This is a genomic window from Halomonas marinisediminis (genome assembly GCF_004347715.1).
Taxonomy (GTDB): Bacteria; Pseudomonadota; Gammaproteobacteria; order Pseudomonadales; family Halomonadaceae; genus Halomonas; species Halomonas icarae.
The window spans coordinates 1-14352 of the sequence record NZ_SLTR01000028.1 but is presented as its reverse complement, the minus strand read 5'-3'; the positions used below and the strand labels follow the sequence as shown (position 1 = coordinate 14352).

General features: G+C 64.6%; 10 protein-coding genes. 2 read left to right on the top strand and 8 right to left on the bottom strand.

The window, feature by feature from the left end:
* From E0702_RS15240 to E0702_RS15220, 5 genes are all read right to left on the bottom strand, one after another.
* Nucleotides 1–669: an NADH:ubiquinone reductase (Na(+)-transporting) subunit D gene (locus E0702_RS15240; RefSeq protein ID WP_132045370.1), complete on the bottom strand. Its 669-nt coding sequence runs from the start codon at nt 667–669 to the stop codon at nt 1–3.
* Nucleotides 670–671: 2 nt separating this feature from the next.
* A complete protein-coding gene (locus E0702_RS15235) occupies nt 672–1490 on the bottom strand; it encodes a Na(+)-translocating NADH-quinone reductase subunit C (protein WP_132045367.1) in 819 nt (272 codons plus the stop codon).
* Nucleotides 1490–2716, bottom strand: a complete 1227-nt coding sequence (locus E0702_RS15230; RefSeq protein ID WP_132045365.1) for an NADH:ubiquinone reductase (Na(+)-transporting) subunit B — start codon at nt 2714–2716, stop codon at nt 1490–1492. Before E0702_RS15230 ends, E0702_RS15235 begins: the two co-directional genes overlap by 1 nt.
* On the bottom strand, nt 2716–4065 hold the full coding sequence (locus E0702_RS15225; protein ID WP_132045363.1) for a Na(+)-translocating NADH-quinone reductase subunit A: 1350 nt from the start codon (nt 4063–4065) through the stop codon (nt 2716–2718). The genes E0702_RS15230 and E0702_RS15225 overlap by 1 nt, the downstream gene beginning before the upstream one ends.
* A 662-nt stretch (nt 4066–4727) precedes the next feature.
* Nucleotides 4728–6191 (bottom strand): glyceraldehyde-3-phosphate dehydrogenase, encoded by a 1464-nt coding sequence (locus tag E0702_RS15220; protein WP_132045361.1) that lies wholly within the window; start codon nt 6189–6191, stop codon nt 4728–4730.
* Between the two features lie 213 nt (nt 6192–6404).
* Here E0702_RS15220 and mfd point away from each other — a divergent pair, with 213 nt between their 5' ends.
* Both mfd and E0702_RS15210 read left to right on the top strand, forming a co-directional pair.
* On the top strand, nt 6405–9854 hold the full coding sequence (mfd, locus tag E0702_RS15215; protein ID WP_132045359.1) for a transcription-repair coupling factor: 3450 nt from the start codon (nt 6405–6407) through the stop codon (nt 9852–9854).
* Nucleotides 9855–10012: 158 nt separating this feature from the next.
* Nucleotides 10013–11044 carry a L,D-transpeptidase family protein gene (locus E0702_RS15210; protein WP_132045357.1) on the top strand — a complete coding sequence of 344 codons (1032 nt, stop codon included), beginning with the start codon at nt 10013–10015 and terminating at the stop codon, nt 11042–11044.
* 169 nt (nt 11045–11213) lie between these two features.
* Here the strand turns inward: E0702_RS15210 and E0702_RS15205 are convergent, their stop codons facing one another.
* The 3 genes from E0702_RS15205 to E0702_RS15195 form a co-directional block, all read right to left on the bottom strand.
* Nucleotides 11214–11477, bottom strand: a complete 264-nt coding sequence (locus E0702_RS15205) for an Lpp/OprI family alanine-zipper lipoprotein (protein ID WP_132045355.1) — start codon at nt 11475–11477, stop codon at nt 11214–11216.
* Between the two features lie 178 nt (nt 11478–11655).
* On the bottom strand, nt 11656–12270 hold the full coding sequence (locus E0702_RS15200) for a L,D-transpeptidase family protein (protein ID WP_132045353.1): 615 nt from the start codon (nt 12268–12270) through the stop codon (nt 11656–11658).
* A 292-nt stretch (nt 12271–12562) separates the two neighbouring features.
* Entirely contained in the window at nt 12563–14155 is a 1593-nt protein-coding gene (locus tag E0702_RS15195; RefSeq protein ID WP_132045351.1) for an ABC-F family ATPase, read from the bottom strand.
* Nucleotides 14156–14352: the final 197 nt, after the last annotated feature.

The window sequence follows — 14352 nt, the reverse complement described above, 5'->3', positions numbered from 1 at the left end:
TTACACGGCCTCCTTCGGTTCGGTGTTGGCCTTGATCTTGAACTCGTTCTCCTCGACCTGCTCAGGGTTGACGCTGCGCAGCACCCAGATGATCAGACCGATGATGAAGAACGCCGACGGCGGCAGCAGCAGCAGGCCGTTGGGCACGTACCAGCCACCGTTCTGCACGGTCTCGAGCACGGTGAAGCCGAATACGCTGCCGGAGCCGAACAGTTCACGGATAAAGCCGACGGTCATCAGGATGAAGCCGTAGCCGAGACCGTTGCCGATGCCATCCAGGAAGGAGAGCTTCGGGCTGTTCTGCATGGCGAAGCCTTCGGCACGCCCCATCACGATGCAGTTGGTGATGATCAGACCGACGAACACCGAGAGCTGCTTGGACATCTCGTAGGCGTAGGCCTTGAGGATCTGATCGACCACGATCACCAGCGAGGCGATGATGGTCATCTGCACGATGATGCGGATGGAGGACGGAATATGGTGACGGATCAGCGACACGAACAGGTTCGAGAAGGCCGTCACGAAGATCACCGCACAGGTCATGACCAGCGACACGCTCATGCTGGTCGTCACCGCCAGGGCCGAGCAGATGCCCAGTACCTGGAGTGCGATGGGGTTATTCTTGAACAGCGGCGTCGTCAGGACGCCCTTCGGGGTAGCTTCCGACATGATCAGGCTCCTTCCGTTTCGAGTTCAACGTCGGCGCTCTGGGCCTCGTCCTGGCTGACGCCGGAACGGAACTTGGCCAGATAGTCACCGAAGCCCTCGGGGCTCAGCCAGAACTGCAGCATATTGGTGACGCCGTTGCTGGTCAGGGTCGCACCGGAGAGGGCATCCACCTCGTTCTCGCCGCTGGCACCGCCCTTGGCCAGGTGGATCGCCGGCGCGACGTCGTCGGCGGAGTCGAAGATCTCCTTGCCTTCCCACTGAGCCTGCCAGCGCGGGTTGTTCACCTCGCCACCCAGCCCCGGGGTCTCGGCGTGCTCGTAGTAGGTGATGCCGACGATGGTGTTGCCGTCGCCTTCCACCGCCAGGAAGCCACGCATCAGGCCCCACAGGCCCTGACCACGAATCGGCAGGATGATCTGCTCGGGATCATCCGGGTCGCCGACCAGGTAGACGGTGGAGTAGGTCTCGACGCGGGTCAGCCCCGCCGGGTCCTTCTCGCCGGAGAGGGTCCGCGAGGCGGCCGGGTCACGACGCGCCTCGAAGGCGTTGTAGGTGGCCGGATCATGCTCCTCGGAGTATTCGCCGGTCTCCAGGTTGACCACGCGGGGCGTGATGCTGGACTCGAAGGTCGCGTTGACATCCATGCCAGGCTCGTAGAGGTCGGCAACGTTGAGGATGTTGGTCTTGCGATCGAGCTCCTGGTTGAACTGCTGCTTGGAGCGCAGTGCCACCGCGGCGGTCGAGACGATGACGGAACACACGATGCAGAGTGCGAACGCCACCGTCAGGATCTTCTTGATGGAGTTGTTGCTCTGTGCCATCAGGCAGTCTCCTCGGCCGGCACACCGGTGCGCTTGAGGCGGCGCTTGATGTTGGCCTGAACAAAGATATGGTCGATGAGCGGCGCGAACAGGTTGGCGAACAGGATCGCCAGCATGATGCCTTCAGGGAAGGCGGGGTTCACGACGCGAATCAGCACGGTCATGACGCCGATCAGGGCGCCGAAGAGCAGTCGACCCTGGTTGGTCATGGACGCGGAAACCGGGTCGGTGGCCATGAACACCATGCCGAAGGCGAAGCCGCCCAGCACCAGGTGCCAGTACCAGGACATGGCGAACATCGGGTTGGAGTCGGAGCCCACCAGGTTGAACAGCGCACTGGTCGCCACCATGCCCAGGAAGACCCCCAGCATGATTCGCCAGGAGGCGATGCCGGTCCACAGCAGCACGGCCGCCCCGATCAGGATCGCCAGGGTCGAGGTCTCCCCCACCGAGCCGGGGATGAAGCCGAGGAAGGCATCCCACCAGCTGAACTGGTCGCTGAGCGCACTCATGCCCTCCTGGAAGGCGACCGACAGGGCGGTCGCCCCGGTGTAGCCATCGGCCGCCACCCATACCGCGTCACCGGAGATCTGTGCCGGATAGGCGAAGTAGAGGAAGGCACGGCCGGTCAGGGCCGGGTTGAGGAAGTTCTTGCCGGTGCCACCGAAGATCTCCTTGCCGATCACCACGCCGAAGGTGATGCCCAGCGCCACCTGCCACAGCGGGATGGTGGCCGGCAGGATCAACGCATAGAGCACGGAGGTGACGAAGAAGCCCTCGTTGACCTCGTGGCCACGCTTGATGGCGAACAGCACTTCCCAGAAACCACCGACCACGAAGGTGACCAGATAGATCGGCAGGAAGTAGGTGGCGCCCAGCACGAAGTTGGCCCACAGGCTATCGGGGTTGTGGCCCGAGGCCAGCACCATCAGGATCGCCTCGCGCCAGCCGGCCATGGAGCCGTAGCCGTCGGCGATGGCCACGTTGGCCTGCCAGCCGGCGTTCCACATGCCGAAGAACATCGCCGGGAAGGTGCACAGCCAGACGGTGATCATGATGCGCTTGAGGTCGACGCCATCGCGCACATGGGCCGTGGTCTTGGCGACACTGGGCGGCGCATAGAAGATGGTGTCCACCGCTTCATAGAGCGGGTAGAACTTCTCGTATTTGCCGCCCTTGTGGAAGTGCGGCTCGAGATTGTCGAGTGTCTGTCGAATACCCATCATCAGGCCTCTTTCTCGATCGTGGTGAGGTTGTCACGCAGGATGGGACCGTACTCATACTTGCCGGGGCACACATAGGTGCACAGCGCGAGGTCCTCCTCGTCCAGCTCCAGACACCCGAGCTGCATGGCGGTCTCGATATCGCCGACGATCAGCGAGCGCAGCAGCTGTGTGGGCATGATATCCAGCGGCATCACCTTCTCGTAGGCACCCACCGGCACCATGGCGCGCTCGGAGCCGTTGGTCGAGGTGGTCGGGGCATAGTCCTTGAGGCCGGTCAGCTTCGAGAGATAGATGCCCATCACCGAATGGCGGTTCTTGCCCGGCGAGATCCAGCCCATGAAGGCACGCTTGTTGCCTTCCTCGAGCAGGCTGACCTGATTATGGAAGCGACCCAGATAGCGCAGTGCCCCCTCGGCGGTGAAGCCGGAGAACACCGAACCCGAGATCACGCGGGTGTCATTGGGTTCGATGACCTCGTCGGTCAACAGTTCCTCGGTGCTGGCCCCGATGCGGGTACGCAGCAGCCGCGGCTTCTGGGCGCGGGGGCCGCCGACGGCCAGTACGCGGCTGACGTCGAGCTTGCCCTCGACGAACAGCTTGCCGAAGGCGATGACGTCCTGGTAGCCGATATGCCAGACCCGCTTGTGCAGGGCGACGGGCGAGAGATGATGGATGTGTGTGCCCACCAGGCCGGCCGGATGCGGACCGGCGAAGGTCTGGGGCGAGACGCCATCGATATTGCCGCCGGGGATGCTGCTGTCCGGGCCGCTGCACAGGTAGACATTGCCCTCGGTGAGACGCGTCAGCACCTTGAGGCCATCCTCGAAGGCCTGGGGCTGCTCGTTGATCACCTTGGCCGGATTGGCCGCCAGCGGGTGGGTATCGATGGCGGTGACGAAGATATCGGTGGGCACACCGTCGATGGCCGGCGTACGCGAGTAGGGACGGGTGCGCAGGGCGGTCCACAGCCCCGACTCGACCAGCTGGTCGACCACGACCTGTCGCTCCAGGCCGGACAGCGAGTCGCGACCGTGGGCGGTGAACTCAACCGCTTCCTCGGACGCGTCGACCTCGATCACCACCGAGAGCAGGCGACGCTTCTCCCCGCGGTTGATCTCGATCACCTTGCCGGCCGCCGGCGCCGTGAAGCGCACGCCGTCGATCTTCTTGTCGGTGAAGAGCAGCTGGCCAAGCTTGACGGTATCTCCCTCCTTGACCTCCATGGTCGGCTTCATGCCGACATAGTCGGTGCCCAGGACCGCCACGTGACGCACCGGCCGCGCATCCTCGATACGCTGCTCCGGCGCCCCCGTGATGGGGAGATCCAGGCCTTTCTTGACTTCGATCATAGTCTCGCCCAGTTGATGGATCGGATATAAGAGGAAAAGGGGCCAGAGACACGCCCTGCCCACCCGAAAAATCCACCGCATTATAAAGATAAGGCAACAGGATGACCACCTGAGCGAAGGTCGCAGGCGAGGGGCGAGGGGCGAGGGGCGAGGGGCGAGGGGCGAGGGGCGAGGGGCGAGGGGCGAGGGGCGACTCAGGATACTCCGCAATAAAACGATTCATCGCAGATTGATGTGAAACCTGTAGGTAGAAGGAATGCTCCGCTGCCCACTGGGGGTTTCGCCACCCTGTGGGTGGCCGGGTTTCCCCGGGCGATGGCGCCACCCTGTGGGAGGCCGGGTTTCCCGGGCGATGGCGCCGATAGGCGCCTTGGTGGTGTTGCCCAGTATTGTGCCCTTACCGGGAGGCCGTTGGCCTCCATTCGCCCGGCAGAGCCGGCCTCCCACAATGAAACCCGGCCTCCCACAATGAAACCCGGCCTCCAATACTTACTGCAGAACGGATTCACGCCAGTTTGCGATGAACCAATAAAAAGGAGCAAGCCAAGGGATTCCTTGTGCTTGCTCCTTATTTGCTCGCTTGGCCGCTTAACGCTTACAACTCGTCACAGAGCCAAGACCCTGGGGGTTCCTCGAACCTCGTTCCTCGAACCTCGCTCCTCTCAGCCCTTGGCCCGCGGCAGCTTGAGGAAGCTGACGTTGGACATGTGCTGCAGAAGACGGATCACCTGGCAGCTGTAGCCGAACTCGTTGTCATACCAGACATAGAGCACGGCGTTCTGGCCGTTGGCGATGGTCGCCTTGGCGTCGACGATGCCGGCGTGGCGATTGCCGACGAAGTCGGTGGAGACCACCTCGGGGGAGTCGACGAAGTCGATCTGCTTCTGGTACGGCGAGTTCAGCGACATCCCGCGCAGGTAGTCATTGAGCGTCTCGGCGTCGGTTTCCTTTTCCAGGCGCAGATTGAGGATCGCCATGGAGACGTTGGGAGTCGGCACGCGGATGGCGTTGCCGGTCAGCTTGCCGTCGAACTCCGGCAGCGCCTTGGCCACGGCCTTGGCGGCCCCGGTCTCGGTCAGCACCATGTTGAGCGGCGCGCTACGCCCGCGACGGTCGCCCTTGTGATAGTTGTCGATCAGGTTCTGGTCGTTGGTGTAGCTGTGTACCGTCTCGACGTGACCATGCTCGACGCCGAACTCGTCGTTGAGCACCTTGAGCACCGGCACGATGGCGTTGGTGGTACAGGAGGCGGCGGAGATGATGCGGTCGTCGTCATTCAGGTCATCGTGATTGATGCCATAGACGATGTTCTTGATATCGCCCTTGCCCGGTGCGGTGAGCAGCGCCTTGGCCACGCCCTTGCACTGCAGGTGCTGGCCGAGGCCGGCCTCATCACGCCAGATGCCGGTGTTGTCGACCACCACGGCGTTGTCGATGCCGTAGTCGGTGTAGTCGATCTCGGTCGGCGCGTCGGCGTAGATCACCTGGATGACATTGCCGTTGGCGGTAATGGTGCGTGCCTCGGCGTCGACGCTGATGGTGCCGTCGAAGGGGCCGTGGACCGAGTCACGACGCAACAGGCTGGCCCGCTTCTCGAGGTCCTTGGCGATATCGCCGCGGCCGCGCACGACGATGGCGCGCAGGCGCAGCAGGTTGCCGCCGCCGGCCTTCTCCACCAGCACCCGGGCGAGGATGCGACCGATACGACCGAAGCCGTAGAGGACGACGTCCTTGGGCTCACCGTTGCCGGCGTCCGGGTCGTGGGCGTCGACGATCTCGGCGAGCTCCTTGCGCAGGAAGGCCACGGCGTCGCCACCGCCCTGCTTCTTGAAGGCTACCCCCAGCTTGCCGATATCGACATGAGCCGGCCCGAGGTTGAGCTCGGTCATCGCCTTGACCAGCGGGAAGGTGTCCTCCACGGAGAGCTCGGTGCCTTCCACCTTCCGTACGAAGCGGTGATCCTTCAGAATGCGGATCACGCTACGATTGAACTGCGACCGCCCGTAGAGAGTCGTGACCACGTTGTTGTGACGGTAGAGGCTACCGATCATCGGGATCATCTGCTCGACTAGCGCTTGGTTATCGTGCCACTGCTGAAAGACGGTATCGGAGGGGTGCTGACTCACGTAAGGCCTCACTGGTGGGGTAGAAAGGGTTCGATGGCCATTATCCCGGGGCCGGGGCTCGGCGGCAATCGCTTGATGGTCGCAGCCGTTGTAGGCGGATTACAGAAACGGACGCTTGACTACAAGACCCTTTGGGGGCTGGTATGATGAGCGCCCGAGAAGCGCCACCCAGGATCCGTCGGGCCGCGCCCGTCGACAGCCCAATACGAGACCATGCCGACATTCTCTCCGCTCGACCCACCGCCCCCCCAGGGGCTGCGCGAAACACGCTACTGGCAGATGCCCCACGGCAGTGCCGCCGCCCTGGCCCTTGCCCACCTGGCCAACGACGCTCCCCTGCTGGTGATCACCGCCGACACCGCCCAGGCCCTGCGCCTGGAGAGCGAGCTGCGCTTCTTCAGCCAGGTGCCGGTGTTGCCCTTCCCCGACTGGGAAACCCTGCCCTACGATAGTTTCTCTCCGCACCAGGATATCGTCTCCTCCCGCCTGCGTACCCTGCGCCGGCTTCAGGATGGCGAGCGCGGCATCGTGCTGGTGCCGATCAACACCCTGATGCAGCGCCTGGCACCGGTCGAGTATATCGCCGGGCGGGTGATGACCCTCGAGGTGGGCCAGTCGCTCGATCGCGAGGGCTTTCGCGACGCCCTCTCCCGGGCCGGCTATCGCGCCGTGGAGACGGTCTACGAGCCCGGCGAGTATGCCCTGCGGGGTGCGCTGATCGATCTTTTCCCGATGGGTGTGGAGGCGCCGCTGCGCATCGATCTGTTCGATGACGAGATCGATACCCTGCGCACCTTCGACCCGGACACCCAGCGCAGCGCCGAGAAGGTCGACCGGGTCGAGCTGCTGCCGGCTCACGAGTATTCGCTCTCCCGCGGCGCCATCGCCTGTTTCCGCGAGGGCTTCGAGACGCTGTTCGATGTCGACCCGCGCCAGTGCCCGCTCTATGTGGACGCCCTCAAGGGCATCCCCTCCCCCGGCCTCGAGCAATACCTGCCGCTGTTCTTCGAGGAGACGGCGACCCTCTTCGAGCATCTCGCCGAGGCCACGCGGGTCGCGCTGCTGCCGGGCTGCCTGACCGCCGCCGAGCATCACTGGACCGCCATCGAGAGCCGCTACGACAACCTCGGGGTCGACCCCACCCGGCCGCTGCTGCCGCCGCATCGCGCCTTCGTGCCGGTGGCCGAGCTGTTCGCGGCGATCAAGCGTCATCCGCGTGTCGAGCTGACCGAGGAGAGTGAGCATCGCCACGCCCTCACCCCCGCCACTCAGCCTCCGCCCAGCGTCGGCATCAATGCTCGGGCCAGGGAGCCGCTGGCCCCCCTGGCCGACTTCCTGACCCGGCACGACGCTACCCGAGTGCTGTTCGTGGCCGAATCGCGCGGCCGCCGCGAGGCCCTGGAGGAGACGCTGGCGCCCCTGCGCCTGACGCTCCCCCACGTCGAGGGTTTCGCCGACTTCCTCGCTGGCGATGCGCCGGTGGCCATTACCGAGGGCGAGCTCGAGACGGGTCTGTGGCTGACCCAGCCGGACCTGGCGGTGATCAGCGAGGCCGAGCTCTATGGCGAGGTGGTGCGTCAGAGTCGCCGCCGCGAGAAGGCCACCGATGCCGATGAGCTGGCCATTCGCCATCTCTCCGAGCTGCGCCCTGGTGTGCCGGTCGTGCATCAGGCCCACGGCGTAGGTCGTTATCGGGGACTGGAGGCGCTGGAGGCCGGCGGCCAGGCCGCCGAGTTCGTCACCCTGGAGTATGCCGAGGGCGCCCGGCTCTATGTACCGGTCGACAACCTGCACCTGATATCGCGCTACGCCGGCGCCGATGATGAGCTGGCTCCGTTGCATCGGCTGGGCTCCGAGCAGTGGGAGAAGGCCAGGAAGAGGGCCGCCGAGAAGATCCGCGACTCCGCCGCCGAGCTGCTGGATATCTACGCCCGCCGTGAGGCTCGCGAGGGCTTCGCCTGCTCGCCACCCGATACCGAGTACTCGCGCTTTGCCGCCGCCTTCCCCTTCGAGGAGACCCCCGACCAGCGCGCCGCCATCGCGGCGGTGATCGGTGACATGACCGCGCCGCGCCCCATGGATCGCGTGATCTGCGGTGACGTGGGCTTCGGCAAGACCGAGGTGGCCATGCGCGCCGCCTTCCTGGCGGTGAACTCCGGCCGCCAGGTGGTGGTGCTGGTGCCCACCACCCTGCTGGCTCGCCAGCACTTTGAGAACTTCCGCGACCGCTTCGCCGATACCGCGGTCAATATCGAGCTGATCTCCCGCTTCACCGCCGGCAAGGGGCAGGCGGCGTCTCTGAAGCGTATCGAGGAGGGCCAGGCGGATATCGTCATCGGCACCCACAAGCTGCTGTCGAAATCCATGCGGCTGCCGAAGATGGGCCTGCTGATCATCGATGAGGAGCACCGCTTCGGGGTGGCGCAGAAGGAGCGTCTGAAGAGCCTGCGCGCCGAGGTGGACATCCTCACCATGACCGCCACGCCGATCCCGCGTACGCTCAATATGGCGATGAGCGGCATCCGCGACCTGTCGATCATCGCCACGCCACCGGCGCGTCGCCTGTCGGTCAAGACCTTCGTGCAGCGCCGCGAGGAGGCGGTGCTGAAGGAGGCGATCCTGCGCGAGATCCTGCGCGGCGGGCAGGTCTACTTCCTGCACAACGAGGTCAAGACCATCGAGACCGCCGCCGAGACGATTCGCGAGCTGGTCCCCGAGGCCCGGGTCGGGGTGGCCCATGGCCAGCTGCCCGAGCGCGCCCTGGAGCGGGTGATGTCGGACTTCTATCACAAGCGCTTCAATGTGCTGGTGTGCTCCACCATCATCGAGACCGGCATCGACGTGCCCAGCGCCAATACCATCCTGATCGAGCGCGCCGACAAGTTCGGCCTGGCCCAGCTCCACCAGCTGCGCGGCCGGGTCGGTCGCAGCCACCACCAGGCCTATGCCTACCTGCTGACCCCGCCGCCGAAGGCGATGACCCGCGATGCCATCAAGCGCCTGGAGGCGATCGGCGCCGCCGAGGATCTCGGTGCCGGCTTTACGCTGGCCAGCCACGATATGGAGATTCGCGGCGCCGGCGAGCTGCTCGGCGACGAGCAGAGCGGGCAGATGGAGGCGATCGGCTATGGCCTCTACATGGAGATGCTCGACCGTGCCGTGTCGGCCATCCGCGCCGGCAAGACGCCCAATATCGAGGCGCCCCTGGATGAGGGCGTCGAGATCAGCCTCAATCTGCCGGCCCTGATCCCCGACGACTATCTGCACGATGTGCAGCAGCGCCTGGTGATGTACAAGCGCATCGCCAGCGCCAACGATGAGGCGCAGCTCAAGGAGCTGCAGGTGGAGATGATCGACCGCTTCGGCCTGCTGCCGGCACCGGTCAAGACCCTGCTGCGTCAGACTCGGCTGCGCCAGCGCGCCGAGCGCCTGGGCATCACTCGCCTGGAGGCCGGCCCCGAGCGGGGACGCGTCATCTTCGGCGCCCACACCAGTGTCGATCCCTTGACGCTGGTGGAGCTGATCCAGCGTGAGCCCGGTCGCTATCGCCTGGATGGTGCCGACACCCTGCGCTTCGAGGCCAGCATGGAGAACGAGGAGGCCCGCTTTCAGGCCGTGGAGCAGCTGCTCGAGACGCTGAATCGCAAGGCGCAGGCGGCGTAAGGGGTATCAAGGAGCGAGGAACGAGGCCCCCTCGCCCCTGGAACCTCGAACCTCGCACCGGCCCTCTATACTGTTATCATACGCCCCATCTCACCGCCCACCGACACCGGTCACAGGAGTCACCGGTGTCCCTCAAGCCCCGGAGTTGAACGACCCTGATGAGTACCCTGACACTGACCAGTCGCGGCGTCCGTCATGCCCTGGCGATAGGGTTAGGCGCCCTGTTTGCCACCGGCGCCCTGGCGGCGACCCCCACCTATGACGCGGTGCATGAGCTGCCTCGTGGCCACTATGCGCTACCCGAGGAGGGCAGCGTCATCGGCGAGAGCTATACGGTGATCGTCGAGGAAGGCGACACCCTGATCGATATCGCCCGTGAGCACAACGTGGGCTACGAAGAGATCCGCATGGCCAACCCGGATGTCAGCATCTGGGCCCCCTATGCCGATACCGAGGTAACCATTCCGTCACGTCGGGTGCTGCCGGCCGCCGACCGGGAAGGCATCGTGATCAACCTGTCGGAGCTGCGCCTCTACTACTACTCCAAGCCCGGCGTGGTGGAGACCTACCCGATCAGCGTTGGCCGCGAGGAGTTCTCCACGCCGGTGGGGGTTACCAAGACCACCATCAAGGTCAAGGACCCCGCCTGGGCGCCACCCGCCTCGATGCGCCGCGAGGCCGCCGAGCGTGGTGAACCGGCCCCCTCCATCGTGCCGGCCGGCCCCGATAATCCGCTGGGGCGTCACGCCATCCTGCTGGGTATCCCCAGCTATCTGATCCACGGCACCAACAAGCCCGAAGGGGTCGGCATGCGCGTTAGCCGCGGCTGCATCCGCATGTTCCCCGAGGATATCGAGTCTCTCTACGAGCGCGTGCCCAGCGGAACCCAGGTCAATATCATCGACCAGCCCTTCAAGGCCGGCTGGACCGCGGACGGTGAGCTGCTGGCCCAGTCCTACCCGGCGCTGGAGGAGAATCGCGAAGGCTTCGAGCCGCTGATGTTCGCCATCGACAAGCTGACCGAGGTCTTCGGTGAGGAGCAGCCACCGGTCGACTACAAGCGCCTGCGCACAATCGTGGAGCGTTCCGACGGGCAGGCGATCTCGCTGCTCAGAACGGCCGAGGAGGCGCCCACACCGGCTCCCTCAGCGCCGCGTAACCTCTACGAGGCCATCGCCGTCGTGCGTTGATCCGTGCCACGCCTGGCGTCACACAGCGGCGCCAGGCAAGCACAGCGAGCAGAAGCAGAAAGCCTCTGCAATGGAAAGCCTCCAGAAACAGAAAGACCCCGCCTAGGCGGGGTCTTTCTGTTTTGCAGAACCACCATCGCCCTGGGGCGATGACAGCACTCCAGCAGTCTTACTTCTGCATGGAGCGGCTGAACATGCGGTTCATCTCGTCGCGGTTCTGCTCGGACATCTGCAGAGCCGCCTGGGCGTCACGCTGGGCCTGGTTGGCAGTGTTCTGTGCCTGGACGGCGATGCTGCGAGCTTCGGCAGCGTCGGCCTGGGCAGACTCAGCAGTCATGCGAACCTCTTCCAGAGCACTGGTGGAAGCACAGCCAGCCAGGACAGCCAGAGATGCGGCAGCGGCGGTCAGCTTCAGGGTGGTCTTCAGAGTCATGGTGTTCTCCTTGGTCTTCCTTGGTAGTGCGTTGAAAGAAACCTGAAATCAGGCGTCTTGCCTGCGACATGCAGGCGCGTCTTAAGCGACTTGTGCCCAAGGCACTGAAGTCAGCGCTGTTTTATTACACGTCACAGCGCTTGTCCATCGCTTTCAACGTCCCTTGCGCATGTACAGCCTAGCGGATCACGACGCGTGTGCCAATGTCGATCAAACCAGACAATTGCTCGATCTGCTCATCGGTCACCGCCACGCAGCCCTGGGTCCAGTGAAACTGGCGATGAATCTCGGGGTCACCCTTGCCGACACCATGCAGGCCGATGTAGCCACCCAGCGCCGTTTCCTGGGGTGGATGACCATTGAGCCGGTAGTAACGGAAGTAGTCGTCGTAGTCCTGCTGGGTATAGATGCCCTCCTCCAGCGCCACCCGGGCATGAGCGGGGGTCGGATAGTCCAGGCCGATGAACAGGTGCCAGTCACTCTCGTGATTGAAGCGGTTGACGCGAAACTCCCCCTTGGGGGTGGCACCACTGCCCTGCAGGCGCATGGGCCTGGCGCCGCCGCGCCCCAGCGAGACCGGCGCGAAGTGGGCCAGCTCACGATTGCCTCGGTAGACGATCAGCTTCGCCTCACGATCATCCACCAGTACCCAGACCTCCTCGCCATGACGAGGAAGGTGCGCCCGGGAGAGCTGGGTCTCGATCAGATTGGCCCCGGCCGATTCGATTCCGAGCAGCATCAGCGGGCTTGCGAGAACGAGTCGGCTGAAGCGACGACGGGAGAGTGAAGACATCGTTTGGCAACTCTTGGTTTGGCGGCTCTTGGTTTAGCTACGCGCGGTTTGGCAACTGGTGAAACGGCCATCGCTCACTGTCGCAGTTCCGCGACATTGTCGCGACGGCTTTACGACAGCTTCGCAACAGTTTGACGACAATGCGGCTAGATCCTTTATAGCCCACCCACAGGCGCTCTGTCAGGCGGTGCTGGCAGCCGGCAGCACCGCGCGAGGTGGTGCCGGCGACAGATCGGCGGGATGTCTCCACCCCGCCCGTAGCCAATGTGCGACAGTCACAAGGGGATCATGCTCAGCCATAGAGGCCCTGGCTTCGCAGATAGTCGTCGTAGCCACCGCTGAAGTCGGTTATCCCCTTATCACTCATGTCGAGGATGCGGGTCGCCAGCGATGAGACAAATTCACGATCGTGGCTGACGAAGATCAACGTGCCAGGATAGTTCTCCAGGGCCAGGTTGAGCGCCTCGATGGACTCCATGTCCAGGTGGTTGGTGGGCTCATCCATCAACAGCACATTGGGGCTGGTCAGGGCCAGCTTGCCGAACAGCATCCGGCCCTGCTCGCCGCCGGAGATCACGCCAACCGACTTGCCGATATCGTCACTGGAGAACAGCATTCGGCCCAGGGCGCCACGCACCTCCTGCTCGCCACCGTCGGTCCACTGGGCCATCCACTCGAACAGTGTCGCCTCGTTGGCGAAGTCGTCGGCATGATCCTGGGCGAAGACCCCGAGGTCGGCGCTGTCGGTCCACTTGACGCTGCCGGCCTGGGGCGCCAGCTCGCCGGCCAGGGTGCGCAGCAGCGTGGTCTTGCCGATGCCATTGGGCCCGATGATGGCGATGCGCTCGCCGGCCTCGACGGTCATGCCGAACCCTTCGAACAGCGGGGCCTCGTCGCCGAAGCCCTGGGTGAGACCCTCGACATTGACCGCGTTGCGATGGATCTTCTTGGCCGGCACGAAACGGATGAACGGGCTGACCCGGCTGGAGGGCTTGATCTCCTCGAGCTTGATCTTCTCGATCTGGCGGGCCCGGGATGTGGCCTGCTTGGCCTTGGAGGCGTTGGCCGAGAAACGGCTGACGAAGGCCTGCAGATCGGCGATCTGCGCCTTCTTCTTGGCGTTGTCGGCGTACTGACGCTCGCGGGCGGCGGTCGCGGCGGTCATGTACTCATCGTAGTTGCCGGGGAAGAGGCGGATCTCGCCGTAGTCCAGGTCCGCCATATGGGTGCAGACGCTGTTGAGGAAGTGGCGGTCGTGGGAGATGATCACCATGGTGCTGTTGCGTGCGGTGAGAATGCCCTCCAGCCAGCGGATGGTGTTGATATCCAGGTGGTTGGTGGGCTCGTCGAGCAGCAGCACATCGGGGTCGGCGAACAGCGCCTGGGCCAGCAGCACGCGCAGCTTCCAGCCTGGGGCGATCTCGCTCATGGGGCCGGTGTGCTGATGGAGGGGGATGCCCAGCCCGAGCAGCAGCTCGCCGGCCCGGGATTCGGCGGTGTAGCCATCGAGTTCGGCGAAGCGGACCTCGAGGTCCGCCACGTCCATGCCATCCTGCTCGGTCATTTCGGGCAGCGAGTAGATGCGCTCGCGCTCAGCGGCCACCTGCCACAGCTCGCTGTTGCCCATGATCACGGTGTCGATGACCCGCTCCTCCTCGAAGGCGAACTGGTCCTGGCGCAGCTTGCCGAGTCGTGCACCGGCCTCGACCATGACCTGGCCCGAGGAGGGCTCCAGGTCACCGCCGAGGATCTTCATGAAGGTGGACTTGCCGCAGCCGTTGGCACCGATCAGGCCGTAGCGGTGACCGTTGCCGAACTTGATGGAGACATTCTCGAACAGGGGCTTGGCCCCGAATTGCATGGTGATGTTGGCGGTAGCGATCAAGGCGAGCGTCCGGTCGAAGCAGAGTGGGGGCGCGATTGTACCGATTATCGGCGCGTCTCACAGTGCCCCTGATTCAGGGCGCCTGTCGGCGCCTTAGCGCGGCAAAGCTGCCCTCCCACAGAGACTCTCGATTCGGGGCGCCTGTCGGCGCCTTCGCCGGTTTGCTGTGGGAGGCCGGGTCCCCCGGGCGAATGGAG